Origin of the sequence: Polynucleobacter necessarius, from assembly GCF_900096755.1 — a bacterium.
GTDB lineage: Bacteria > Pseudomonadota > Gammaproteobacteria > Burkholderiales > Burkholderiaceae > Polynucleobacter > Polynucleobacter necessarius_K.
Map to the genome: position 1 here is coordinate 494862 of NZ_LT615227.1, position 25186 is coordinate 520047.

At 47.1% G+C, this 25186-nt stretch carries 25 protein-coding genes, 1 tRNA gene and 1 pseudogene; 17 read left to right on the plus strand and 10 right to left on the minus strand.

The features are described from left to right. The first annotated feature begins 18 nt into the window (after positions 1-18). Complete coding sequence (gene queF / locus DXE27_RS02505) at positions 19-846, plus strand: NADPH-dependent 7-cyano-7-deazaguanine reductase QueF (RefSeq protein ID WP_128112775.1); 828 nt, start codon at positions 19-21, stop codon at positions 844-846. A 104-nt stretch (positions 847-950) separates the two neighbouring features. Here the strand turns inward: queF and ssb are convergent, their stop codons facing one another. After that, positions 951-1406, minus strand: a complete 456-nt coding sequence (ssb, locus tag DXE27_RS02510; protein ID WP_068319607.1) for a single-stranded DNA-binding protein — start codon at positions 1404-1406, stop codon at positions 951-953. 84 nt (positions 1407-1490) lie between these two features. Further along, a complete protein-coding gene (locus DXE27_RS02515) occupies positions 1491-2675 on the minus strand; it encodes an MFS transporter (protein WP_128112776.1) in 1185 nt (394 codons plus the stop codon). 37 nt (positions 2676-2712) lie between these two features. Here DXE27_RS02515 and uvrA point away from each other — a divergent pair, with 37 nt between their 5' ends. Continuing rightward, the gene (gene uvrA / locus DXE27_RS02520; protein ID WP_128112777.1) at positions 2713-5610 is read left to right on the plus strand and encodes an excinuclease ABC subunit UvrA; all 2898 of its coding nucleotides are present in this window, start codon (positions 2713-2715) and stop codon (positions 5608-5610) included. Between the two features lie 27 nt (positions 5611-5637). Here the strand turns inward: uvrA and DXE27_RS02525 are convergent, their stop codons facing one another. Continuing rightward, positions 5638-7620, minus strand: coding sequence for a monovalent cation:proton antiporter family protein (locus tag DXE27_RS02525; protein WP_128112778.1), 1983 nt, complete (start codon positions 7618-7620; stop codon positions 5638-5640). Positions 7621-7631: 11 nt separating this feature from the next. Here DXE27_RS02525 and DXE27_RS02530 point away from each other — a divergent pair, with 11 nt between their 5' ends. The 9 genes and pseudogenes from DXE27_RS02530 to rapZ all read left to right on the plus strand — a co-directional run bounded on the left by DXE27_RS02530 (position 7632) and on the right by rapZ (position 14088). Further along, positions 7632-8624, plus strand: a complete 993-nt coding sequence (locus tag DXE27_RS02530; RefSeq protein ID WP_128112779.1) for a KpsF/GutQ family sugar-phosphate isomerase — start codon at positions 7632-7634, stop codon at positions 8622-8624. Between the two features lie 28 nt (positions 8625-8652). Continuing rightward, positions 8653-9225: a KdsC family phosphatase gene (locus tag DXE27_RS02535; RefSeq protein WP_128112780.1), complete on the plus strand. Its 573-nt coding sequence runs from the start codon at positions 8653-8655 to the stop codon at positions 9223-9225. A 3-nt stretch (positions 9226-9228) separates the two neighbouring features. Continuing rightward, a complete protein-coding gene (gene lptC / locus DXE27_RS02540) occupies positions 9229-9870 on the plus strand; it encodes an LPS export ABC transporter periplasmic protein LptC (RefSeq protein ID WP_128112781.1) in 642 nt (213 codons plus the stop codon). Position 9871: 1 nt separating this feature from the next. Beyond that, positions 9872-10444, plus strand: a complete 573-nt coding sequence (gene lptA, locus DXE27_RS02545; protein ID WP_128112782.1) for a lipopolysaccharide transport periplasmic protein LptA — start codon at positions 9872-9874, stop codon at positions 10442-10444. Next, positions 10441-11208 carry an LPS export ABC transporter ATP-binding protein gene (gene lptB / locus DXE27_RS02550; protein WP_128112783.1) on the plus strand — a complete coding sequence of 256 codons (768 nt, stop codon included), beginning with the start codon at positions 10441-10443 and terminating at the stop codon, positions 11206-11208. Before lptA ends, lptB begins: the two co-directional genes overlap by 4 nt. Before the next feature lie 182 nt (positions 11209-11390). Beyond that, a pseudogene (gene hpf / locus DXE27_RS02555) lies at positions 11391-11715 on the plus strand (ribosome hibernation-promoting factor, HPF/YfiA family). A 33-nt stretch (positions 11716-11748) separates the two neighbouring features. Beyond that, a complete protein-coding gene (locus DXE27_RS02560) occupies positions 11749-12210 on the plus strand; it encodes a PTS sugar transporter subunit IIA (protein WP_128112784.1) in 462 nt (153 codons plus the stop codon). After that, positions 12207-13157 (plus strand): HPr(Ser) kinase/phosphatase, encoded by a 951-nt coding sequence (gene hprK, locus DXE27_RS02565; RefSeq protein ID WP_128112785.1) that lies wholly within the window; start codon positions 12207-12209, stop codon positions 13155-13157. The genes DXE27_RS02560 and hprK overlap by 4 nt, the downstream gene beginning before the upstream one ends. Before the next feature lie 40 nt (positions 13158-13197). After that, positions 13198-14088, plus strand: a complete 891-nt coding sequence (rapZ, locus tag DXE27_RS02570) for an RNase adapter RapZ (RefSeq protein ID WP_128112786.1) — start codon at positions 13198-13200, stop codon at positions 14086-14088. Here the strand turns inward: rapZ and mutY are convergent. Both mutY and mutM read right to left on the minus strand, forming a co-directional pair. Further along, the gene (gene mutY / locus DXE27_RS02575; RefSeq protein ID WP_128112787.1) at positions 14033-15178 is read right to left on the minus strand and encodes an A/G-specific adenine glycosylase; all 1146 of its coding nucleotides are present in this window, start codon (positions 15176-15178) and stop codon (positions 14033-14035) included. The two genes, rapZ and mutY, sit on opposite strands and share 56 nt — an antisense overlap. After that, positions 15163-15999 (minus strand): bifunctional DNA-formamidopyrimidine glycosylase/DNA-(apurinic or apyrimidinic site) lyase, encoded by an 837-nt coding sequence (gene mutM / locus DXE27_RS02580; protein ID WP_128112788.1) that lies wholly within the window; start codon positions 15997-15999, stop codon positions 15163-15165. Before mutM ends, mutY begins: the two co-directional genes overlap by 16 nt. A gap of 35 nt (positions 16000-16034) precedes the next feature. Between mutM and DXE27_RS02585 the strand changes: the two genes are divergently transcribed. The 6 genes from DXE27_RS02585 to pth all read left to right on the plus strand — a co-directional run bounded on the left by DXE27_RS02585 (position 16035) and on the right by pth (position 20995). Further along, positions 16035-17522 carry an outer membrane lipoprotein LolB gene (locus tag DXE27_RS02585; protein WP_128112789.1) on the plus strand — a complete coding sequence of 496 codons (1488 nt, stop codon included), beginning with the start codon at positions 16035-16037 and terminating at the stop codon, positions 17520-17522. Next, positions 17515-18405 (plus strand): 4-(cytidine 5'-diphospho)-2-C-methyl-D-erythritol kinase, encoded by an 891-nt coding sequence (gene ispE / locus DXE27_RS02590; RefSeq protein WP_128112790.1) that lies wholly within the window; start codon positions 17515-17517, stop codon positions 18403-18405. Before DXE27_RS02585 ends, ispE begins: the two co-directional genes overlap by 8 nt. A gap of 5 nt (positions 18406-18410) precedes the next feature. Next, positions 18411-18487: transfer RNA gene (locus DXE27_RS02595), tRNA-Gln, on the plus strand. A 54-nt stretch (positions 18488-18541) separates the two neighbouring features. Further along, positions 18542-19507, plus strand: coding sequence for a ribose-phosphate pyrophosphokinase (locus DXE27_RS02600; protein WP_128112791.1), 966 nt, complete (start codon positions 18542-18544; stop codon positions 19505-19507). Positions 19508-19645: 138 nt separating this feature from the next. Continuing rightward, on the plus strand, positions 19646-20290 hold the full coding sequence (locus DXE27_RS02605) for a 50S ribosomal protein L25/general stress protein Ctc (protein WP_128112792.1): 645 nt from the start codon (positions 19646-19648) through the stop codon (positions 20288-20290). Between the two features lie 111 nt (positions 20291-20401). Next, positions 20402-20995 carry an aminoacyl-tRNA hydrolase gene (gene pth / locus DXE27_RS02610; protein WP_128112793.1) on the plus strand — a complete coding sequence of 198 codons (594 nt, stop codon included), beginning with the start codon at positions 20402-20404 and terminating at the stop codon, positions 20993-20995. A 17-nt stretch (positions 20996-21012) separates the two neighbouring features. Here pth and DXE27_RS02615 read toward each other — a convergent pair whose 3' ends face one another. Genes DXE27_RS02615 through DXE27_RS02635 form a run of 5 tightly spaced genes read right to left on the minus strand, consistent with a single transcriptional unit; the run spans position 21013 to position 25147 of the window. Next, positions 21013-21279: a YfhL family 4Fe-4S dicluster ferredoxin gene (locus DXE27_RS02615; protein WP_128112794.1), complete on the minus strand. Its 267-nt coding sequence runs from the start codon at positions 21277-21279 to the stop codon at positions 21013-21015. Between the two features lie 16 nt (positions 21280-21295). Then, a complete protein-coding gene (coaD, locus tag DXE27_RS02620) occupies positions 21296-21793 on the minus strand; it encodes a pantetheine-phosphate adenylyltransferase (RefSeq protein ID WP_128112795.1) in 498 nt (165 codons plus the stop codon). 36 nt (positions 21794-21829) lie between these two features. Next, positions 21830-22471, minus strand: coding sequence for a 16S rRNA (guanine(966)-N(2))-methyltransferase RsmD (gene rsmD / locus DXE27_RS02625; protein WP_231969619.1), 642 nt, complete (start codon positions 22469-22471; stop codon positions 21830-21832). Beyond that, positions 22443-23780, minus strand: a complete 1338-nt coding sequence (locus DXE27_RS02630; RefSeq protein WP_128112796.1) for a M16 family metallopeptidase — start codon at positions 23778-23780, stop codon at positions 22443-22445. Before DXE27_RS02630 ends, rsmD begins: the two co-directional genes overlap by 29 nt. Further along, positions 23780-25147 carry a M16 family metallopeptidase gene (locus DXE27_RS02635; protein ID WP_128112797.1) on the minus strand — a complete coding sequence of 456 codons (1368 nt, stop codon included), beginning with the start codon at positions 25145-25147 and terminating at the stop codon, positions 23780-23782. Before DXE27_RS02635 ends, DXE27_RS02630 begins: the two co-directional genes overlap by 1 nt. Positions 25148-25186: the final 39 nt, after the last annotated feature.

Genomic DNA, 25186 nt, shown 5'->3' on the forward strand with positions numbered 1-25186 from the left:
AAATAAACAAAGTTATTTATGGCAACGTTACCGCTCGGTCAATCAACACAATACCCAGATCAATACGATCCAAACTTGTTGTTTCCCACTCCAAGAACAGAGAACAGAAAAAAGTTAGGTCTGACAGAAGGTCAAGCACTGCCATTTGTTGGTGTTGATATTTGGAGTGCCTTTGAGCTAAGCTGGCTCAATAAAAAAGGAAAGCCGCAGATTGCATTGGCGGAGTTTCAAATTCCTGCCGACTCACCAAACATGATTGAGTCAAAATCATTCAAGCTTTACCTCAACAGCCTCAATAGCGCGCGCTTCGAGGATGAGAATGAAGTTAAAGAGAAGCTTATTGCTGACTTATCAGCAGTTGCTGGTAGCAAGATCACTACTCGTATTAACCCAACGGAATCAATCTCCAAAAAAGGGATGCAGGAGATGAGCGGGATTTTGATGGATAGATTGGATATTGAGGTAGATCCCAGTCTGGCTGCAGACCCAAGCCTGTTGGGCGTGAACGAATCCTTTGGCCCGATTGAGCAATGCTTAGTATCACACCTTCTGAAATCTAATTGCCCTGTAACTGGCCAGCCAGATTGGGCTAGTGTGCAAATTCGCTACCAAGGCCGGCCTATTCTTGAAGAAGGCTTGTTGCGTTACCTCATTGGCTTCAGACAATTAGGTGAATTCCATGAGCATTGCGTTGAAACTATCTTCACGGATATCAAGCGCCAGTGCAAGCCAGAAAAACTTTCTGTGTATGCCCGTTACACAAGACGCGGCGGCTTAGATATCAACCCATTTCGCACTGACTACAACTCGCCTTGGCCAGAAAACATTCGGCACGCACGGCGATAAACTCTTCCAGAGAATAGGCAAAGAAAAACCCCTTACAGGAAATCTGGAAGGGGTTTTTACTATTTAACCCACCAGCTTATGGCCGATGAATTTTTTGGTATTGCTTAAAACGGAATATCGTCGTCCATTGCGCCCAATGACGCAGCATTTGAGGCTGCTGGAGCGGATTGCTCAGCCGGCTTTGAGCGGCTATAGCTTTCGCCACCGTCACCACTTCCGCCCACTGGCTTGCCACCAAGCATTTGCATTGTCTCTGCAACAATCTCAGTGGAATACTTTTCTTGGCCACTAGCATCAGTCCATTTGCGTGTACGCAAACGACCTTCAACATAAACCTGTGAACCTTTTTTGAGGTACTGACCGGCGATTTCTGCGAGCTTGCCAAAGAATGCAACGCGATGCCATTCTGTGGTTTCTTTCATTTCACCAGTTTGCTTGTCTTTGTAGCGATCAGATGTTGCTACTGAAATGTTTGTAACGGCGTCGCCGCTTGGCATGTACCGTGTTTCTGGATCACGTCCTACGTTACCTACGATGATGACCTTATTTACCGAAGCCATGTTGTCTCCCGAAGAAAAATACTACTGTTATTATTACTGCTAAAAAATAAACTGCTCGCTTAAATTAAATTTATGAAGCTGCGGTTATGTCTTTGTGGCTACATCCTTTGATTCTGTTGCTCTCGTTGGCATTTCACCCATCGACCAAGCAATTATAAGCCAGCAAACTAAGAGTGCTGCACCCATCGCAAAGACCGATAAATCACCATGGCTATCCATTAAATAACCCCCAATTACAGCCCCAGAAAAGAGGCCAATTGATTGAGTGGTGTTGTAAACGCCCAGTGCTGTACCTTTGGATTCTTTTGCAAAACGCGACACCAGGGAAGGCTGCAATGCCTCGAGCAAATTAAAGCCTACAAAATAAATCAGTAGCGCTACTGCAATAGCCATCACAGATGAGGCTTGTGTAAACAACGATTCAGCAATTAACAATAAAACAATCGCAACTAACAACACGGTTCTTAATTTCTGCTTCTTCTCACCGTAAATGATTGCGGGCGCCATAAAGACAAATGAGAGCAGTACAACAGGAAGATAAATTTCCCAATGGGACGAGAGTGGCAACCCTGCCTGCACCAATAAACGTGGCACTACCAAGAACATCGCAACCTGAGTTGCATGCAATACAAATACACCAATATTTAGGCGCATTAATTCAGGCCTAAAGAAAACTTCTTTTAACGAAGCTTGCTGAACTTTTACTTCTGGCTGAGCTGTCGGTAATACGTAAAAAGTTACAAACATGGCAATAACACCCAATGCTGCCAAGACTACGAAAATTCCACTAAGACTGATCACGCGATAAATGGGGGCGGCGATCACTAGAGATAAGGCAAATGACAGGGCAATGCTGCCGCCAACCAAAGCCATAGCCCGGGTACGCACTTGTTCGCGAGTTAAGTCGGCAACCCAGGCAGAAATCGCTGCTGAAACTGCCCCAGCACCCATCACGCCGCGCCCAATGGCAATCCATAGCAAATCATCCTTGGCCGCACAGATCAAGGCGCCAGCTACAAATAAGGACAGACCCCATAAAACAACCGGTTTACGGCCAATTCGGTCAGATAAACGGCCCAAAGGGATATAAAAACAGGCCTGGACGATATTGAAGATGCCAAGGGTCAAACCCACCCAAAGAGCGTGCTCTCCACCCGGTAAGCCTCGCGCATGAATGCTAAAGATGGGCAATAGCAAAAACAGGCCCAGCATGCGTAGGCCAAAGATGCCCGCTAAGGCCAGAGTAGATCGGAGTTCAGAAGGATTCATGGGAAAAAGCTATATTAACAAGTTACGCTAAAAAATCATGAATAACGAAATCAAGATCCGCGGTGCCCGCACCCACAACCTCAAAAACATCAATCTAGACATCCCTAGAGAGAAACTCGTCGTCCTTACTGGCTTATCAGGCTCAGGCAAAAGCTCATTGGCTTTTGACACCCTCTATGCAGAAGGTCAACGCCGCTATGTTGAATCTCTCTCAGCTTACGCCCGTCAGTTTTTGCAACTCATGGAAAAGCCAGATGTCGACACGATTGAAGGTCTTTCACCTGCGATTTCGATTGAGCAAAAAGCTACAAGTCACAATCCACGATCTACCGTTGGTACTGTTACGGAAATTCATGATTACCTGCGCTTGTTATTTGCGCGCGCTGGAACGCCACATTGCCCGGACCACGACCTGCCACTAGAAGCGCAAAGCGTTTCTCAAATGGTCGACACCGTTCTTTCGACGCCAGAAGATACGAAGTTGATGATTCTGGCTCCAGTAGTTAGCGAGCGCAAAGGTGAGTTCGTTGACCTCTTCCAAGACCTGCAAGCACAAGGCTTTGTGCGCTTCCGCGTCCGCTCGGGTGGCGGCACTGCAAACGTTGCTAAAGCAGAAATTTTTGAAGTCGATCAATTGCCAACACTCAAGAAAAACGATAAACATTCGATTGAGGTAGTTGTTGATCGAATTAAGGTGCGCCCTGATATTCAGCAACGGCTCGCCGAGTCTTTTGAGACTGCTTTACGCCTAGCGGATGGCAAGGCCATGATTGTGGACATGGATACCGGCAAAGAGATGATCTTCTCAAGCAAATTTGCTTGCCCAGTTTGCTCATACTCCCTACAAGAATTAGAGCCACGCCTCTTCTCCTTCAACAACCCAATGGGCGCCTGCCCTTCCTGTGATGGGCTTGGACATCAGTCCTTCTTTGACCCAAAGCGCATCGTCGCTCACCCAGACCTATCACTAGCTTCTGGTGCGATTAAAGGTTGGGACCGTCGCAATCAGTTCTACTTCAAGCTTCTCCAAACCCTTGCTAAGCACGGTGGTTTTGATGTGGAAAAACCTTTTGAAACAATGTCCAAGAAACAACAAGATCTTATTCTTTTAGGTTCTGGTGATGTCACCATTCCTTTTGAGTACATCAACGAGCGCGGCAAGAACAGTATTCGTGAACATGCTTTTGAAGGCATTGTTGCTAACTTCGAAAGACGCTATCGCGAAACCGACTCCATGACTGTGCGCGAGGAACTATCTCGTTATCAGAATGTGCAAACCTGCCCTGAATGCAATGGCAGTCGCTTGCGCAAAGAAGCGCGCTTTGTCAAAGTTGGCGAGAAAAAGCAATCACGCGCAATTTATGAAATCAGCGCACTGCCACTCAAAGAAGCCAAAGAATATTTTGAGGCACTCGAACTTAAAGGCGCTAAACGAGAAATCGCCGACAAAATTGTCAAAGAAATTAGTGCTCGTCTACGCTTCTTAAATGACGTTGGCCTAGACTATCTCTCTCTTGAACGCAGAGCCGACACCCTGTCTGGCGGTGAAGCGCAGCGTATCCGCCTGGCAAGCCAGATCGGCTCCGGCTTAACGGGCGTGATGTATGTTTTAGATGAGCCGTCAATTGGATTGCATCAACGCGATAACGATCGCCTGATTGGAACTCTTAAACACCTGCGTGATTTAGGTAATAGCGTCTTAGTGGTTGAGCATGACGAAGACATGATCCGCGCTTCTGACTGGGTGATTGATATTGGCCCGGGCGCAGGTGTTCATGGCGGCGAAGTCGTTGCCCAAGGCACTCCAGCAGAAGTCGAAGCCAACCCAAACTCGTTAACCGGCGCCTATCTCGCTGGACGCGAAGCTATTGCTGTTCCCGAAAAACGCATTCCAGTGAACGATCGCTTCCTAGAAATCATTGGCGCGCGTGGAAATAATTTGCAATCGGTGCATGCCAAGATTCCTGTTGGCCTATTAACTTGTGTGACCGGTGTATCGGGTTCAGGCAAATCCACCTTAATTAATGACACCCTGCACCACGCTGTTGCCCAACATCTGTATGGCTCAAATGCAGAGCCAGCAGCGCATGACGCAATCAAAGGTTTAGAACATTTCGATAAAGTCATCAGCGTCGATCAATCTCCAATTGGAAGAACACCACGTTCTAACCCGGCCACCTATACAGGCTTATTTACTCCCATTAGAGAGCTCTTTGCTGGCGTTCCTGCATCACGTGAGCGTGGCTACGAAGCCGGTAGATTCTCTTTTAACGTCAAGGGTGGCCGCTGCGATTCTTGCGAAGGCGATGGTGTTCTTAAAGTGGAGATGCACTTCTTGCCGGATGTCTATGTACCCTGTGACGTTTGTCATGGGAAGCGCTATAACCGAGAGACCTTAGATATTCGCTACAAGGGTAAGAATATTCATGAAGTGCTTTCGATGACCATCGAACAAGCTCATGAGTTCTTTGAAGCAGTACCAGTCGTGAAGCGCAAACTCAAAACATTGCTTGATGTTGGTCTTGGCTACGTAAAGCTTGGCCAGAGTGCTACCACCCTATCGGGCGGAGAAGCTCAACGCGTCAAACTTTCTCTTGAATTGTCTAAGCGCGATACTGGTAGTACTTTGTACATTCTGGATGAGCCAACCACTGGCCTGCATTTCCATGACATTCAGTTATTACTAACAGTTATCCAGACACTCAAGAAACAGGGCAATACGATTGTCATCATTGAGCACAACCTAGATGTCATTAAGACTGCGGATTGGATTATTGACTTGGGACCTAAAGGTGGCGCTGGTGGTGGACAAATTATCGCCACTGGAACACCAGAGGATGTGGCCAAGAATGAAGCAAGTTTTACCGGCCACTACTTAGCACCCTTACTGACACGCAAATCCCCCGCCCCCGCGGTCAGCAAGAAGAAAAAGTAAATCCTGAAATAAAGTGTTTGAACGATCTCAGAGTAATTTGGCTTCAGCTAAATCTGTTGCCTCTGAATTGCCTGAGATCACTAAAATATCATTGTCTTCCAGACGTAAATCTGGTTTAGGGTCTAGCTTCACATAATCGGCATTCAGCCCCTTACGGCGTACCGCCTGAACATTGACGCCTTCCTTCTCAAGATCTAGATCACCCAGAGTCTTTCCAATAGCCTGAGAATTCGGCAAGAGGGTAATAGCATGCAGCCGCCAAGATTCATTAGAGCCAAAGTCATCATCAGCTGAACCCCGGAAGTAACCTCTTAATAAGCTATAGCGCTCTTCCCGTGCCGTTGTGATGCGTCGCACTACCTTGCGCATCGGCACACCCATGATGAGCAGTACATGGGAAGCAATCATCAAACTGCCTTCAATCAACTCCGGGATAACTTCGGTAGCACCAGCGGCTTGCAACTTAGCAATATTTGCATCATCTCTGGTGCGAACTAATACAGTCATACCGGGACGTAAGTGCTCAACCTGACGAAGTACGCGCAGACTCGCCCCAGTATCAGCATAGGTAATCACCACTGCTTTTGCTCTAGAGAGGCCAGCGGCCACCAAATAATTTTCGCGGCTCGCATCGCCATAGACAACATTGTCGCCAGCAGCCGCAGCTTCTTTGACGCGATCAGGATCTAAATCCAAAGCAATGTACGGAATTTTTTCTTGATCAAGCATGCGAGCCAAACTTTGGCCCGACCTTCCAAACCCGCAAATGACCACATGATTTTCATTGCGAACACTTTTTGCAGCTACACGCGTTAAAGCAAGTGATTGCAATAACCACTCATTGCTTGAGAAACGCATTGCAATGCGATCGCTATATTCAATTAAAAATGGTGCGCAGAACATCGAGAGCAACATTGCCGCAAGAACTGCTTGACTTAAGGTGGGATCAATCAAATCTAAACCATCGATTTGATTAAGCAATACAAACCCAAACTCACCCGCCTGGGCAAGGCACAAACCGGTTCTGATGGAGATGCCTGGGCTTGAACCAAACACCCGAGAGAGCAAGGCAATCAGTCCAAACTTAAATACCAATGGGCCAATTAATAGCAAGAGCACTAACACCCACTGCTGACCAATGACACTGAAGTCAAGCAGCATACCGATCGTAATAAAGAAGAGTCCCAACAAAACATCGCGGAACGGCTTTACATCTTCTTCCACCTGATGGCGATACGGCGTTTCTGAAATCAACATGCCCGCCAAAAACGCACCGAGCGCTAAAGACAAACCAAAGTGCTCCGTTAATCCTGCCATGCCAAGCACAATCAATAACAGATTGAGCATGAATAATTCTTGTGAGCGTAGCTTTGCAACTAACCTAAACCAGCGGCTCATGAGCGTTTGACCGATGAAGAAAATCAGCGTCAATGCAATTGTTATTTTGATCGATGCTGCAGTCAGGGCTACGAAGAGGTCTTTAGGATTTTTTCCGAGGGACGGCAGCAAGATCAACAAGAAAACTACCGCCAAATCTTGAAATAACAAAATACCCACTACATTGCGACCGTGCTCAGTTTCCAATTCCGCGCGATCCGAAATCAGTTTTGTCACAATCGCGGTAGAAGACATCGCCAGAGCGCCGCCTAACGCAATCGCTGCCTGCCAAGAAATAGGGTAAATCCAGTTCATCAGCAAACTGGCAGGAATTGCCAGCAACATCGTCAAAATGACCTGACTGCCGCCAAGACCAAATACGATAGATCGTATTGCCCTTAACTTATGGAGGTTAAATTCCAGGCCGATGGAGAACATCAAGAAAACAACCCCAAATTCAGCCAAATACTTCACGGTGGCTGAATCGTTCGCTATACCCAGGGCATTTGGCCCAATCAGCACGCCAATAGCCAAATAGCCCAAAATCGGGGGTAGCCCAAAATAGCGGAAAATAACCACTCCGGCCACACCCGAGGCCAGAAGAATGAGGGTTAATTGAAGGACTGACGGCATATACTTACTTGATGATAGCTAAGACTCGTGAACGTACCCTAAAGCTTGCGCGCGACACCCTCACTATTGAGGCTGCTGCACTGCAAACCATGCACGATCGCCTTGAAGGCACCAATGCTGATGCCTTAGTGCTTGCAGTTGAGCTTTTACAAGGCTGTAAGGGCCGAATTGTGGTTTCCGGAATCGGTAAATCCGGTCATATCGCCCGCAAAATTGCGGCGACATTTGCCTCAACCGGTTCGCCTGCTTTTTTTGTTCACCCTGCTGAAGCCAGTCATGGCGATTTAGGCATGGTGACTAGAGACGATGTTTTTGTTGCACTCTCAAATTCTGGCGAAACGGACGAGTTACTCACTATCGTTCCGATCGTAAAACGCACCGGCGCAAAATTAATTGCCTTAACTGGCGCACCAAACTCATCGCTCGCTAAGCTTGCTGATGCACATTTAGATACCAGCGTTGAAAAAGAAGCATGCCCTTTAAATCTTGCGCCAACCACTAGCACGACAGCTGCTCTCGCTATGGGCGACGCATTGGCCGTAGCTTTGTTAGATGCCAGGGGATTTCAGGCGGAAGATTTCATTCGCTCACATCCAGGCGGTAGACTTGGTCGCAAGCAATTAATGCATGTTAGCGAAGTCATGCGCAGCCTTGAAGACACGCCAAAGATTTCTGTTGACGCCTCCCTGCAAGACGCTTTACTGGAAATGACTTCCAAGCGCATGGGCGTGGTGGTGATCTTGGATGCTCAACAAAAAGTATTTGGCATCTTGACTGATGGTGACTTACGCCGTCTTTTGGAAAAAACTACTAATCTTGGCGATATCAAGCTCGCAAGCGCCACCACCCCTGATCCACGCACCATCCCAGCAGAACTCTTGGCAGAAGTAGCCATTGAAATGATGGAGAAGCATCGCATCAATCACCTAGTGGTTACGGATAGCAACGGGTGCCTACTAGGCGCCCTTAATCTGCATGACTTATTCGCAGCAAAAGTTATTTAACTCTGTAAGTAAACCGAATTGAATTTTTATGCCCAGTGCTTTTAATACTCACAACACCAATCCTTTGACGCAATACCCGCAAGCCTGGGAGCGCGCTGGCAAAGTGAAGTTGCTCGTACTGGATGTCGATGGCGTGTTAACGAATGGCCAGGTTTGGATTGGTGCTGATGGCAAAGAATCGCTTAAAGCTTTTGATATCCAAGACGGATTGGGCATCAAACTTTTAGAGCAATGCGGCATCTTAACTGCCATCATTACCGGCAGAAGTTCCAAAATGGTTTTAGCCCGCTGCGAAGAGTTGGGCATTAAACATGTACATATGGGCGTAGAAAACAAAGCTGTTGCCCTAGAACAAACTCTGAAATCTCTGAGTCTTACACCAGCAGACTGTGCCGTGATGGGTGATGACTGGCCAGACTTCCAAATGATGAAAAATGCAGGCCTAAGAATTTGTCCTGCGCAGGGTCATGAAGCGGTAAAAGAATTTGCCCACTTCGTCACCACGCTTGTAGGCGGCAATGGTGCAGTTCGCGAAGCATGTGATCTCATCCTTAAAGCGCAAGATCGTTATAACGAACTTCTCAAGCAAGCACGCTCTTAAGTAATGCAACTGAATCCTCGGCAAATCAAACTTAGTATTGGGCGTGCACTATTACGACTGATGCCTTTGATTCTGATGGGGGCACTAACTTTGGCCACTTTTTGGCTAGTAGAAAAAAACACGCCTCCAGAAAAATCTCCCTTGGCACGAGTACGCCTTCATGAGCCTGACTACACCATTAAAGATGGCGCCCTTTCTGCTCTAAATGAATTTGGTAATACCAAATATCGAATTCTCGGCGTTAAATTTACCCACTATGACGATGACGCTTCAATTGACATCCTTACGCCTCGCATGCGTTTATTCCAAGCCGAAAAAGCCCCTGTTACTGTGAAATCCGACACCGGACATCTGGATGGCGACCTTACGATTTTGGACTTATTTGACAATGCATCGATCTTTCGTCCAGCTCAAGCAGCAAGCGCAACACAGCCTGCGACCTTAAGAATGCTTGCCAGCTCAAACTACTTTAAAGTGCTCATCAATGATGACATTGTTGAAACAAATACGCCCATTACGCTTGAGCAAGGTATGTCTATCATGAACTCTACTGAAGGTGGAGTGTTTAATAATGTTGAGCAGAGTATGACACTCAGAGGCCAGGTTAAAGGTCGTATCGAGCGAGCTCCTCGCAGCACCCAATAAAATGTTATCTACTCATTACCTGCTAATCTGTCGCGCAATACTTTGCTTTGGCGCTCTGGGTGCGGCTCTCACTGGCACTGCATACGCAGAAAAAGCAGACCAAGATAAGCCGGTAATCCTCGAGGCTAAAAAAGTTTCTGTAAATGATGTTCGGCAGATCTACGACCTCAGCGGACAAGTGCTCCTTATTAAAGGCAGCATTGTGGTGACCGGAGAAAATGGTCATATTGAAGTAGATCCTGAAGGCTACGAATATGTAGACGTAGAGGGTTCGCCTGATACAACGGCAAGCTTCAGACAGCGTCGCGAAGGACCGGCCGATGAATTCATGCAGGGTCGCGGGGCCCAAGTGAACTACAACGCTAAAACTGAAGTGTTAACAATCACTGGCGATGCCAGCCTCAAGCGTTTATTAAATATGCAAATGCTCGATCAATTACGTGGCTGGAAAATTGAGTACGATGATGTAAAACAGTACTATCGCGTCACTCCACCTGAAGCTGCAAAACCTGAGGATTTACCTTTAGCAAGAGCAATCCTTTCACCAAGAAGAAAAGCCGCATTAGAGAAATGACAACGGATTTAGCTCAAACCAATAGCCCAGCAATGCTGAGCGCACATAACCTTCAAAAACGTTATGGCTCCAGAACCGTAGTGCGGGACGTTTCCATTCAGGTCAAATGCGGCGAAGTAGTGGGTTTACTAGGTCCAAATGGTGCTGGCAAAACCACCTCTTTCTACATGATTGTTGGCCTAGTGCCGCTTGATGGTGGAAATATTGTGCTGGATGGAGCTGACATCACCCATCTGCCGATTCATAAGCGCGCCCGCATAGGTCTCTCCTATCTCCCCCAAGAGGCATCTGTTTTTAGAAAGCTGAATGTTGCCGAAAATATCCAAGCTGTCCTAGAGCTGCAAGTGCAAGGCGGTAAGCCATTATCCAAAGCGGAAATAGCCCGTCGACTAGATGAGCTCTTGGGCGAACTACAGATTAGCCACCTTCGCAATAATCCAGCGCTCTCACTCTCTGGCGGCGAGCGCCGTCGCGTTGAGATCGCTAGGGCCCTAGCTTCACAACCAAAATTTATCCTGCTTGATGAGCCCTTTGCGGGCGTTGACCCTATTGCCGTTGGGGAAATTCAGCGGATTGTACGTTTCTTGCGAGATCGCCAAATTGGCGTATTGATCACCGACCACAACGTCCGCGAAACCCTAGGTATATGTGATCACGCCTACATCATCAGCGAAGGTAGCGTATTGGCCGCGGGTAAGCCAGACGAAATCATTCAAAACGATGCTGTTCGCAGAGTCTATCTAGGCGAAAACTTCAGAATGTAAGCCGGCCGGGGGTCTGCCAGGATATGTAATAAAAATTTTAATTCCCTCTTGGTTTTCAGCAAATTCACTGATACGCTGGAGGCTCATGGATTATTTTCCAAAAAAACAGTTCAAAAAATTTCAGGGGCTTGCTGCGCACCCCAGGCACGCCCATGCGCACGCGTCTATAAAAGGAGTTGCTGATGAATTTGAAAATCAATAGCCGTCATGTAGAAGTTACCCCTGCCATGCGCTCGCACCTTGAGGCGGGATTAGCCAAAATTCGCAAGCACTTTGATCATGTTATCGACGCCTCAGCCTTTCTGGTAGTAGATAAGGTAAAAGAAAAGGATCTTCGCCAAAGCGCGGAAATCACTATTCACCTAAAGGGAAAGGATTTGTTCGCTGAAGCACACAATGCCGACCTGTACCATGCAATGGATACAGTGGTCGATAAACTCGAGCGCCCAAGTCGTAAAACATAAAGAAAAGATTCAAGATCATCACCACGAAAAGCATTTTGAGTAATCTTGCGCGTCAGGACACCTATAATCAATTCGCATGAATGCCCTGACTAATCTTTTCACCCCCGACTGCATTGCATTAGATAACCCTGCTAAAAACAGGTCTGATGCATTTGCAGCCGCCGGGGAACTCTTCGCTCAACGAGTTGGCATTGATGCCGCTGAAGTTGTTGGCTTTCTAAATGCTCGCGAAGATTTGGGCTCCACCGCCCTTGGTGCTGGCGTAGCAATCCCTCACGGTCGCGTTAAAGGCCTTAAACAGCCATCAGCAGCAATGATGAGGCTTAAAGACCCTATTGAATTTGCCGCACCTGACGGCGAACCCGTTTCTACCCTAATATTTTTGCTGGTGCCTGAAAAAGCAACGCAACAGCATCTTGAAATTCTCTCCTCAATTGCGCAACTTTTATCTGATGCGCAAGCACGTCAATTGCTAAGCACCGCCGTAGATCCAATCAAAGTATGCGAGCTATTGCAACACTGGGGTAGCACAAAATGACTCAGCCATTACTTCTAGACGGAGTAACTGCTCAGCAGATTTTCGATGGCAACGTTTCAGATTTAAAACTGTCTTGGATTGGCGGCCTTGAAGGCGCTGATCGCACCTTTCCACCAGAAGCAGTAAAAGCTGCTGCTGCCAGCTCAGACTTAGTTGGTCACTTAAATCTCATTCACCCAAGTCGCATTCAAATCTTTGGTGAGCAAGAGGTTGACTATCACGCAATGCTGGAGCCTAAGCAAAGGCAAGAGCAAATTGCGAGCTTGATTTCCAAAACACCTCCATGCGTCATCGTTGCCGATGGAAAAGCGGCAGATCCGGATTTGCAGCTGTTTTGTCAGCGCTCATCCACACCTTTATTTACTACAGCCATCTCTGCTGCAGAGGTCATCGATCACCTACGTACCTATTTGACCAAAATTGGCGCCCCTCAAATCACCATGCACGGCGTCTTTATGGACATCCTAGGCTTGGGCGTTCTTCTCACCGGTGAATCTGGTCTTGGCAAAAGCGAGTTAGGGCTTGAGCTTATCTCTCATGGACATGGCTTGGTGGCTGATGATGCCGTGGATTTTGCTCGCCTTGGTCCAGACTACATCGAAGGACGCTGCCCAGTCATCTTGCGCAACCTACTTGAGGTTCGTGGGTTAGGGCTCTTAGATATTCGCACCATATTTGGTGAAACGGCCGTACGTCGCAAGCTAAAGCTTCGTCTTATTGTTCAATTGGTTCGTCGCACCGACGGTGAATTTGAACGATTACCGCTAGAGGCGCAGCACGTAGACGTATTGGGCATTCCAATTCGTACCGTCAAAATTCAAGTGGCTGCAGGTCGTAACTTGGCAGTACTAGTTGAGGCCGCAGTCCGAAATACCATTTTGCAGTTACGCGGCATTGACACCTTAAAAGAATTTATCGAGCGTCAACGCTTGCAAATGGAATGCTGAAGCAGATTCAGCCAAATCTCAGGGACGCTTACTTTAAGTTATGCAAATTAATCTGATTACCGGAATCTCAGGCTCAGGTAAATCAGTAGCCCTAAGAGCTTTTGAGGATGCTGGTTATGACTGTGTAGACAACCTACCAATATCTCTTCTAGAGAGTCTTATCAGCACCCTTGAAAAAGAAAAAAGTGAGCGTATTGCCGTCGCAATAGATGCACGCCGTGGTCAATCAATTGCTGACCTGCCATTGATCCTCGAAAACTTACGCAAAAACCATCAAGTAGGAGTCGTTTTTCTCAACGCAGACACCAAGACTTTGGTGCAACGGTTTTCTGAGACACGTCGACGTCATCCGCTCTCTACAAATGCCAAGCAATCTCAGTCAGCCACTCTAATAGAGGCGATCAATAGCGAACGTAGCCTAGTAGAGCCCTTGCGCGCTCATGCACATAGCATCGATACCAGCAACATACCCGCTCATGCGTTGCGCTCCTGGATTCAGGACCTTCTCAAAGATAAGCCTGCTGGCCTCACTGTGGTGTTTGAATCCTTTGGCTTTAAAAAAGGTGTTCCCACCGAGGCAGACCTAGTTTTTGATGTGCGCTGTTTACCGAACCCCCACTACGACAAAGTATTAAGACCCCTTACAGGCAATGACAAGCCCGTCAAAGAATTCTTAGAAAAAATTCCAGAGGTAGTCAACATGGAAGCGCACATCACGCAATTTATTCATCGTTGGCTTCCGCATTACATTGCTGATGGTCGCAGTTACTTAACGGTTGCCATTGGATGCACGGGGGGCCAACATCGCTCGGTCTATCTGGTGAATCGCCTTAGCGAATACTTCCGCAACCAAAAAGACTTCAGCAACTTACAGCTTAATTTTCTAGATCGTCACCGCGAGCTAGACTCAAACCCTGTAACAAAATCTTAATCGGCTGCGGAAGCCCATATCGCCCGAGCTGACTTAGGGAAACCCACTTTAGATCTGGATTTGCAAACTGCAATTCTTTGACGCTACTTGTTTGCCAAATATGCATCCATAAACGGCGATGCGTAAATACATGTTTGATTTCTTCTATCTTCTCTAATGCTTTGCATAACTTCATATGTGCGCTAGATTTTTCGCCTGGCAATGTCAATGCAAATAACGCTTTCACACTCATATGAACACCAGCATCTGCAGGCGCCTTAGGCGTCCAAGCAGACTCAGGCAGAGACCAAAGGCTGCCCCATATCGCCTTACTGGGACGCTTTTGCAACAGCACAGAATTGCCAGATCGAATCAAGAGCATATTGCAGTCAAACTCAGGAGATTTTGCTTTTACCGTCTTTTGTGGAAGTAAAAGCACCTGATCACTTAAGTTAGCCTGACACTCTTTGATGAATGGGCATTTCTTTTCACCAGTCAAACATACTGGCTTGCGAGCCGTACACCAAGTTGCTCCAAAGTCCATCAAGGCTTGCGTATACACCGGCATATCTTGCGGGCTGGTAGGCAGCAACTCTTTTGCTAAGGCCCATAAACGGTCATTGACCACCTTATCTTGAATGGCTCCCTCAATAGCAAACAAGCGCGCCAAAATACGCTTTACATTGGCATCCAAAATTGGGGCTCGCTCATGAAATGCAAATGCGGCGATAGCGCCTGCAGTAGAACGTCCAATGCCTTTTAATTGCTCCAGCAATAACGGATCGCTTGGAAACTTTCCAGCAAAGTCTGTCACCACTGCTTGCGCACAAGCATGTAAATTGCGTGCACGCGAGTAATAACCCAAGCCAGCCCACTCAGCTAACACGCCATCAATATCGGCAACGGCTAATTTTTTCACAGTCGGGAAACGTTTCATAAAGCGGGGATAGCGCTCCAGAACCGTGGCTACCTGAGTTTGCTGCAACATGATTTCCGATACCCATACCGCATAAGGGTCGCGATTGTTTTGCCATGGTAGGCCCGATCGCCCGCTCACCCCATGCCAAGCAATCAGCTTCTTGGCAAACGTATTAATCAGCGCTTTTGACATTGAGGGCAAAAATAAGTGGACCGCTGCCCCTGCACAATTTGTGCAATCGGCGTTTTACAAATCTTGCACGGCAAACCTTTGCGATCGTAGACTTTGGTTTGCATCATGAAGTGACCAGGATCGCCTTCACTGTTTACAAAATCTTTTAAAGAACTTCCGCCTGCATCAATTGCTTTTTTGAGAATATGTCTTACCGCAGCTGCCAAACGCATACACTGCGGACGCGTCAGCTTACCAGCCGCTTTTGCAGGATGAATGCCCGCATCAAACAAACTTTCTGAGCAATAGATATTGCCAACCCCGACGACAGCCTGACCCGCCAACAAAAACTGCTTCACAGCCAAGCTTCGCTTACGAGAGAATTGATACAAAATATCAGTGCCCTTATCGCCTGCAAATTCAGATGCGAATGGTTCCACTCCAAGCTTTTGCAATAAGGGATTCTTTTCAACGGGTCCTTTTGTTTTTGGATGCCACAAGACTGCGCCAAATTTTCGGGGATCATGCAAACGCAAACTCAATCTACCAAATTCAAAAATCACGCGATCATGGGTTTTTAAAGCCTCACTACTTGGCAAGACTCGTAAGGTTCCCGTCATACCCAAATGAATCAGCAAATGGCCCGTATCCATCTCCAACAGCAAGTACTTTCCTCGTCTTTGGATGGATTGCACTTTTTGCCCTGGGAGGGTTTTTGGCAAGCTACTGGGCACAGGCCAGCGCAAGCGACCATCTAGCACTTTGACGGCGCTTACTTTCTTACCCTCAAGATGTGGGGCAATTCCGAGACGAGTGACTTCTACTTCAGGAAGTTCTGGCATAAATGGATTGTAGATTCGCGGATTAGAATGTGCTTATGAGCAAATTCCTACTCAAACCCTTTTTGAAGGTATTGGCCTTTGCAACGCTCGCTGGGGGCGCCCTCTTATCCGCGCCCGCTAACGCCCAGACAAACGCCATCCAGACGGGCGAAGCAATCTTTGAGGTACTCGCATCTGAGATTGCACTACAACGGGGTGAAGCGGGCCTGGCGTACAACACCTATATGGAAATGGCGCGCCAATATCAAGACCCGAGACTGGCACAGCGAGCAATGGAAATTGCGATCGCCGGCGGGTCCCCGGACCTCGCTTTACATGCCGCCAAGTCTTGGGATGAGCTCTCCCCACCCAATCAAACCAAACCCAAAGAGGTGTTGGTCACCCTTCTAGTGCTAAGCGGTCGCTGGAATGATGCTGTTAAGCCAGGTATTGCATTGCTGCGCCAGCAAAATCCAGCGCAACAAGAAAACACCCTCCTGCAATTACAAGCGCTCCTTGCTAAGGCAAAAGATGAGTCTGAGGCAATGCGTGCATTCTATGAAATTACCTCCACTGCAAAACCCCAGCCTAAAGATTTGGGTCTGCTGTATACCTATGCCATGTCTGCCGAAAAAGCAGGCCACATTGATGTCATGGAAAAAACATTGCGTGAAATTTTGCGCAGAAATCCTAACGATGCAAATTCTCTTAATGCATTGGGTTATTCATTAGCAGATCGCAACCTCAAATTACCAGAGGCATTCACACTCATCAGCAAGGCACACCAAGTCGCCCCAAAAGATGCATTCATTTTGGATAGCTTGGGCTGGGTCAATTTTCGTATGGGGAAAAATGCGCTTGCACTAGAGCAATTACAACAAGCATTTTCCATGAAGCCGGAGGCAGATATTGCTGCGCACCTTGGTGAGGTGTTGTGGACAATGAATCGTCGTAGCGAAGCTGAAGATATGTGGCGTCAAGGTCAAAAAATAGATGCCAACAACTCCACTCTAAAAGAAACTTTGCAGCGCTTAAAGCCTGATTGGTCAAACACAAATCAAGCCGCGAATGGCGCATGGGATGGTCGTTTTGCAGTCAAGGTCACGGGGCTTACAGACAGTCAGAACCAAGGTGGATCTGGCGGCTTTACCTTAACGCAAGAGTCTTTAAAAGATATCTTAGAAATTCGCAATCCAATGGGTGGCTCTATTGCAAAAATTACCATTACGCCAGGCGAAGCAACGCTTGAGCGCGACGGTCAGGTAGTAACTGCAGTGGATGCAGACACCTTGGTACAAAACACCCTTGGCCTTCCATTACCAGCACGTGGCCTATCAAACTGGTTAAGGGGTGAGACTCGACCAGGTAGCGAAGCAAGTGTTGAACAAAATGCTAAAGGACAGGTCAGCAAAATTAGTCAGGATGGCTGGAGTCTGGCTTATATCTGGAGCAACTCCAATCGTCTCGATAAGCTCACTATGACTCGTAGCTCTAATATTGGGTCTATTGATATTCGTCTAGTACTTGATCATCCGAATGAGTAATGAAAATTTAAATTCGGATTACTTATCACTCCGCTCCCCAGCGAAGCTCAATCTATTTCTGCACATTGTTGGTCGTAAACCAGATGGCTATCACTTGCTGCAATCTGTTTTTCAACTGATTGACTGGTGCGACACGATTACCTTAAAACGCATTTCACAAAATGAAGTGCGTCGAATAAATCCAATTCCTGGCGCTTTACCCGAAGATGATTTGGTGGTGCGCGCAGCAAATCTATTAAAAGATTTTTGCAAGACAGATGTCGGCGTAGAAATTGATGTCAAAAAAGAAATTCCCATGGGAGCTGGAATGGGAGGCGGATCCTCGAATGCTGCCACCACACTGATTGGTCTGAATGCCCTTTGGAATCTTAAGCTTGATAAAGAGACCCTCTGCAATCTGGGCTTAAAGCTTGGAGCAGATGTGCCATTTTTCATCTTTGGCCAAAATGCATTTGTGGAGGGTATCGGCGAGAAAATTCAAGAAATTGCCCTTGAAAAACGTGACTTTTTGGTTATTTTCCCCAATCAAGGCATTCCTACCGTAGGTATTTTTCAAGACCCTGAATTGACCCGAGATCATGCTCAGATTACAATTGATGGCTTTCTTGCATCGTCATGGTCGGATCTGACGAATGATTGTCAGGCTGTAGCGATGCGGATTTGTCCTGAAGTGAAGCAAGCTTTGGATTGGATTACCCAGGCAGTACCGGGCTCAGCGCCCCGAATGTCTGGCTCTGGAAGTAGTGTTTTTGCCGTCTTAGACCCTAAGATCGACACCGCGAAACTGGAAAATCTTTTGCAAAATCTTCCTAAAGGATGGGTAGGTCGGGTTGTTCGGAGGCTAAATAAAAATCCCGCTTACAATTTGATTTCTTCAGATTGACCTGTAGGGGAATCGCCAAGCTGGTTAAGGCACTGGATTTTGATTCCAGCATGCGAAGGTTCGAATCCTTCTTCCCCTGCCAAATACTGTAGAAACGACAAAGATAACCTTTTGACCCCTCAATACCCTTAAGACTATGTCCTCCATAAACGCTGATTTACTGACACTTTTCACAGGCAACGCAAATCCCGTTTTGGCTGAGGCTGTAGCCAAAGAACTCAAACTCCCAATGGGGAAAGCCTTTGTTGGCCGCTTCTCTGATGGTGAGATCCAAGTAGAAATTCAAGAAAACGTCCGCGGCAAGAATGTCGTGGTGATTCAATCAACCTGTGCGCCAACAAACGACAGTTTGATGGAACTCATGATCATGATTGATGCCCTTAAACGAGCATCTGCAAGCCGCGTAACCGCAGTGATTCCTTACTTCGGTTACGCCCGTCAAGACCGCCGCCCTCGTTCCGCCCGTGTTGCGATCTCTGCGCGCATTGTGGCAAACATGCTGCAATCGGTTGCCGGTATTGAGCGCGTACTGACAATGGATCTTCATGCCGACCAAATTCAGGGCTTTTTCGACATTCCAGTAGACAACATCTACGCTTCCCCAGTGCTATTGGCTGACCTGCAGGCTCAGAAGACTCAAAAAGACCTCATCATCGTCTCCCCTGATATTGGTGGCGTAGTGCGCGCCCGTGCGATGGCCAAGCAATTGGGCACCGATTTGGCAATTATTGATAAACGCCGCCCTAAAGCTAACGTCTCCGAAGTAATGCACCTCATCGGCGAAGTAGAAGGCCGTCATTGCGTCATCATGGATGACATCATCGATACCGGTGGAACCCTCTGTAAAGCTGCTGAGGCGCTTAAAGAGCGCGGCGCTAAGGGCGTTACCGCCTACTGTACTCACGCAGTCCTCTCAGGCGGTGCTGTGGCCCGTATTGCGGCCTCTAAATTGGATGAGTTGGTTGTTACCGACACCATTCCCCTGACCCCAGAGGCAATGAAAGTAAGCAAAATTCGTCAATTGACTGTAGCCCCCCTGTTGGCCGAGACCCTATCGCGCATCAGCAAAGGCGATTCAGTCATGTCCATGTTCGCCGAATAAGCAAAAAAACGCTGTTTTATACCCCGTTTTTTGGCAGTTCCAAGCCTTTTCTAGGCAAAAACACCCTTTCCCACGATATAATCGAAGGCTTTTCTGTTTGGTCGCGAACGGAAATTAACCTTAACTAGGGAATTAATTATGAAAGTAGTAGCTTTTGAAAGAAGCGTACAGGGAACGGGTGCGAGCCGCCGTCTGCGCAATGCCGGAAAAACTCCAGGCATCGTTTACGGTAGTAAAGATCCAGCCTTGGTCATTGAGTTAGACCATAACGCGTTATTCCATGCTCTCCGCAAGGAAGCATTCCACTCATCCATTTTGGATTTGGAAATTGGCGGCAAAACACAAAAAGTGTTGTTGCGCGATTACCAGATGCATCCATTTAAGCCATTGGTATTGCACATTGACTTCCAGCGCGTATCCGCAACTGAGAAAGTTCACATGCGCGTTCCATTGCACTTCACAAACGCTGACACTTCAGACGCAGTGAAATTGCAAGGCGCAGTTGTTAGCCGCATCGCTACTGAACTCGAAGTATCTTGCTTACCTGCAGACCTGCCAGAGTTCATTGAAGTGGACTTACAGAAAATTGAAGTGGGTCACTCTATTCACGCTAAAGACATCGCATTACCAAAAGGCGTTAGCTTGGTAATGCATGTTGAGCAAGAGAACCCAGTGCTTGCAAACGCACGTTTCCCAGCAGTTAAAGCTGCTGAGCCTACAGATGCGCCTGCTGCACCAGCTGCTGAAGCACCTGCTGCTGAAGCACCAAAGGATAAAGCTTAATTATTTAGCTAAATTGCTTGTACTGGAAGGCCTGCGCAAGCGGGCCTTTTTTATTGCCCCAAGTTTTCATTCTTTTTTGGCGAAATACTTTTATATCTTTAAACTCTCGATATGACTAAATTAATTGTTGGCCTAGGCAATCCTGGAGATGAGCATGAAGAAGATCGGCACAATGCTGGCTTCTGGTTCGTTGACGCGCTGGCAAAACAATTAAACACTCGCTTTGAAACTGAAAAACGCTTCCATGGAAAAGTTGCAAAAGCAAAGTGGGAAGGTGAAGACCTCTTTCTACTCAAGCCAAGCACTTATATGAATCTCAGTGGACAAGCTGTTGGCGCTCTATGTCGCTTTCACAAAATTACACCTGCAGATATTTTGGTAGTTCAAGATGAGCTTGATCTCAAGCCCGGGACTGCACGCCTAAAGCTAGGCGGGGGGGGCACTGGTGGTCACAATGGCCTCAAAGATATTCAGGCGCATTTAAGCACTCCTGATTACTGGCGCTTACGTCTTGGTATTGGTCACCCAAGAGATTTGGCCGGTGACGGTCGACCCATGGATGTTGCTGATTACGTCTTACGCAGACCACAATTGGCCGAACAAAAACTCATCGATGCCAGCATAGAAAATGGCTTGCAAAGCTTGCCAATCTTCTTAAAGGGCGACACCCAAACTGCCATGATGGAGCTGCACTCCAAGAGATAAGGAAATGAAGCGCTCAGTTAAGCTGAGTTTGCTTTTTTAACTGCGGTGAGCTGGCGGTATTTAGCCATCAACTGATCTTGGGATTCCACAAACTCTGGATTGAAAGGGATGCAATCCACTGGGCAGACCTGACGGCACTGAGGTGCGTCATAGTGACCGACGCATTCAGTGCACTTGTCTGGATCAATCTCGTAAATCTCTAGACCCATATAAATCGCATCATTCGGACATTCAGGCTCACACACATCGCAGTTGATGCATTCGTTCGTAATCATTAAGGCCATGCTTTACTCGCTAGCCTTATTCTTTGTTCTGAGCGCCAGAGGCGATCTTTTCTACCAGCCATTTTTCAACGGATGGAAATACAAACTTGCTGACGTCTCCACCCATGGAGGCGATCTCACGCACAAAGGTACCAGAGATAAATTGGTATTGATCTGATGGCGTTAAAAATAATGTTTCAACATCTGGCAAAAGATATCTATTCATGCCGGCCATCTGGAATTCATACTCAAAGTCAGAGACCGCGCGCAAACCGCGCACAATCACGCACGCATTATGCTCACGCGCAAAATCTTTTAGGAGGCCAGAAAATCCAACAACCTTGACGTTGGAGTAATGACCAAGCACTTCTTTTGTAATATCAATACGCTCTTGCAATGTAAAGAATGGGCGCTTGCTACGACTATCAGCCACACCAACAATGAGCTCTTTAAAAATGCTGGATGCGCGACGAACCAAATCCTCGTGACCACGGGTAAATGGATCAAATGTTCCGGGATATACAGCGACAGTCATAACTCTCCTAGGGCTTTATCAGCTACAGGCAAGAGTTTAGCCTCTTCCACCTCGAAATAGACAGGCCTTTACCTGGCCTGCCTCTAAGTATTTTCCACAATGCCAGTCTGGCAGTAGGGTCTCAACCTCCTCGCGTGTGCAAGTAGTAGAGGGAAATTCAACATAAATACCGCCTCCAGAAGAGTCATCACATACTCTGCCCGCCTCAATGACCACTTGATCAAATAGGCTGGTCTCTTGGAAGGGTGGATCAATAAAAATTAAATTGCTAGATCGATCCGCCTGTTGTTTTAGATACTCCAAGCTATCCCTATGCAGTATCTCAACGATTCCAGAAGCAGGGGAAGACTGCAATAACGCAAAATTTGTTTTTAGGCTTGCATGTGCCTTTTTATCTTTTTCTAACAGCACCACTAAATCAGAGCCTCTTGAAGCGGCCTCAAAACCCAAGGCGCCGGTTCCCGCAAAAAGATCAAGGCAACGCAATCCAGTTAAATCTTGCCCAAGCCAATTGAATAATGTTTCTCGAATACGATCCGTGGTGGGGCGCAAACCTGGAAGATCAACTACAGTTAGCAAGCGGCTGCGCCAATTACCGCCAATGATGCGAATCTTTTTGGATGGCTCAGTCTTTGGGCTCTTAATAGGCTTATTTATTTTGGGCTCCCAATACAACAATCTTCATGCGATCCATTGCAAGATACTTTTGGAAAGCGGCTTTTACTTGCTCCAAAGTCACCGCCTCAACTTGCTTAGTCCAAATCTCCATCGCATCGAGCGGCAAATTATTCCAAGCAATCGATGAAACGTTATCAAGCAACTTACGATTGTTATCAATTCGCAATGGATAACCATTCACTAGATTTGCTTTAGCGGCAAGTAACTCTGCTGGTGTAGGGCCATCTGCAATAAATTGCGCAATGGTCGAACTCATTACCTCAAGCGCTAAGGCGCCCTGATCACTCTTGGTCTGCAGGCCTGCTTGAAAAATACCAGTGTCCTTGCCGGGAGCAAAGTAACTAAATACGCTATATGCCAAACCGCGTTTTTCGCGCACCTCTGACATTAAGCGAGATACAAAACCTCCACCACCCAAAACATAGTTACCCACCATTAAAGGAAAGTAATCGGGATTATTGCGTGTCACCGCCGTCATACCCATTGCAATGTGGGCTTGCTGCGAATCAAACGGAATTTGAATCTCTCTCTGCCTTAAAGGCTCAACAGGTGATCGCATGAACTCTGGAAGACTCGCAACAGATGCGCCTGTTTGTGGGATCTGCTTGAGTAAGGCCTGCACAATTTCATTGGCTTGAGTACGATCAACATCGCCAACAATACTTACGATCATGCGATCGCCACGATAAAACTGCTTGTGAAACTGCGTTAAATCCGCAGCACTAACTGCGGCAACTGTCTTCACAGTTGGAGCATTAGCTAACGGGTAACTCCCATAAACTGATTTTTTAAACTGTCGTTCAAGAACAAATTCTGGCTTTGTTTCCGCCTCTAGCAAGCTGGTAATAGTTCTTTGTTTTTCGCGCTCGACAATTTTGGGATCGTATGTTGGTGCACTCAACATTGCGGATGCCAGTTCAACCGCTCTATCACGCAAATCTTTTCTGCTTAAGCTACGAATGCGCAATATTGCGCGCTCATCACCCACCGATAAACCAATATTGGCACCCAAATCTGCGATTTCATCAGCAATTTGTGCCTCACTAAGGGCGCCCTTACTGCCTCGCGCCCCATAATGCATCAGGCCTGCAGTCATATCTGCCAACCCGCTCTTGCCCACAGGATCGTACCGATCTCCAGCATCAATACTGATCTCGATATCCACCATAGGCAAAGCTTTGGTTTGCACTAAATATGCTTTTGCACCTTTATAAGAATCTAGTGGCTCAATCGGCAAGATTGCATGAGCGAAGCCCACGTGAGCAACAGCTACCCAAAATATCAGAGCGCATTTATTGAGAGCTTTCATTATTTGCTCTTCTTACTTGCAGCCGATTTACGCGCCTGCGGATCTAAAACAGCAATTGTTAAGCCCGAATCTACTAGATATTTTTTTGCAACCGCCTGCACCTGTTCTGGCGTGATGGTTTGCATTTTCTCCAACATATAGTCTATGTCTTTCCAAGAAAATCCTGCCATTTCGGTGCTGCCAATTTCCATCGCCTGTCCGAAGATGGAATCACGCTTATAAATTTGTTCAGACAAGATGCGCACCTCTATTCGCTTAAGCTCAGACTCCAAGATCCCTTTTTGCTTTAGCTCATCGAGCGCTTTACGAATACTTGCCTGCGCTTGCTCAACGGTTTTTCCCTTAGCCATCGTCGCGCTAATTAAGAACAGTTCCGGCCCACGGGAGATCATGTCGTAGCCTACACCAACGTCATTTACTACCTTTTCCTGTTTAACGAGTGTGCGATTTAAGCGGGCGTTGTCATAGCCGTCCAGAACGGCTGTCAGCAACTCCAAGGCATAGGGCTCAACATCATCCAGCTTGCCAGGCTCAAGGCGCGGAGCTTTCCATGCCATAGCTAATTGCGCGCTATCTGCTGGCGCCTTTACCTGCACCTGTTTGATACCTTTTTGAGGGGGCTCTATTTGGGGCTTACGAACGGGCAACTCTTGTGCAGCAATTGCACCGTAGTATTTTTGTACCGCACTCAGAATTTGCTTGGGGTCCACATCACCACTAATCACCACTGTTGCATTATTCGGCTTGTACCAACTGCGGTACCAATCACGCGCATCAGAAGCGGTCATATTCTGCAGATCATTCATCCAGCCGACTACTGGATGACGATATGGAGAACTCATAAATGCAGTTGCCATCAGCGATTCATTAAGAAGGCTGCTTGGGTTATCTTCCGTCCGTAGACGACGCTCCTCCATCACCACCTGGATTTCTTTTAAGAATTCCGCATCATCAAAATTAAGGTTAGACATTCGATCTGCCTCAAGCTTGATAACCTCTTCTAGTTTTGATTTTTCAACTTGTTGAAAGTACGCAGTGTAGTCACGTGAAGTGAATGCATTTTCGCGCCCACCTACAGCAGCAACTAAGCGTGAGAATTCGCCAGCCTTTACCTTGTGAGTGCCCTTAAACATCATATGCTCAAGCACATGGGCAACACCAGTGCGGCCATTTGTCTCATCCATGGATCCTGCGCGATACCAGACCATATGCGCTACCGTTGGAGCGCGATGATCTTCTCTCACAATCAATTTGAGCCCATTACTCAATTGATATTCATGTGTATCTGGAGAATCACCAGTAGCTGCCCAGGATATTTGGGCAAATAAGATGAATAAGAAGGAAATTCGAAGTAAATTGGAAAGCATCTGCTAAATCACCATACCTTAAGAATTAAATTGATAAGA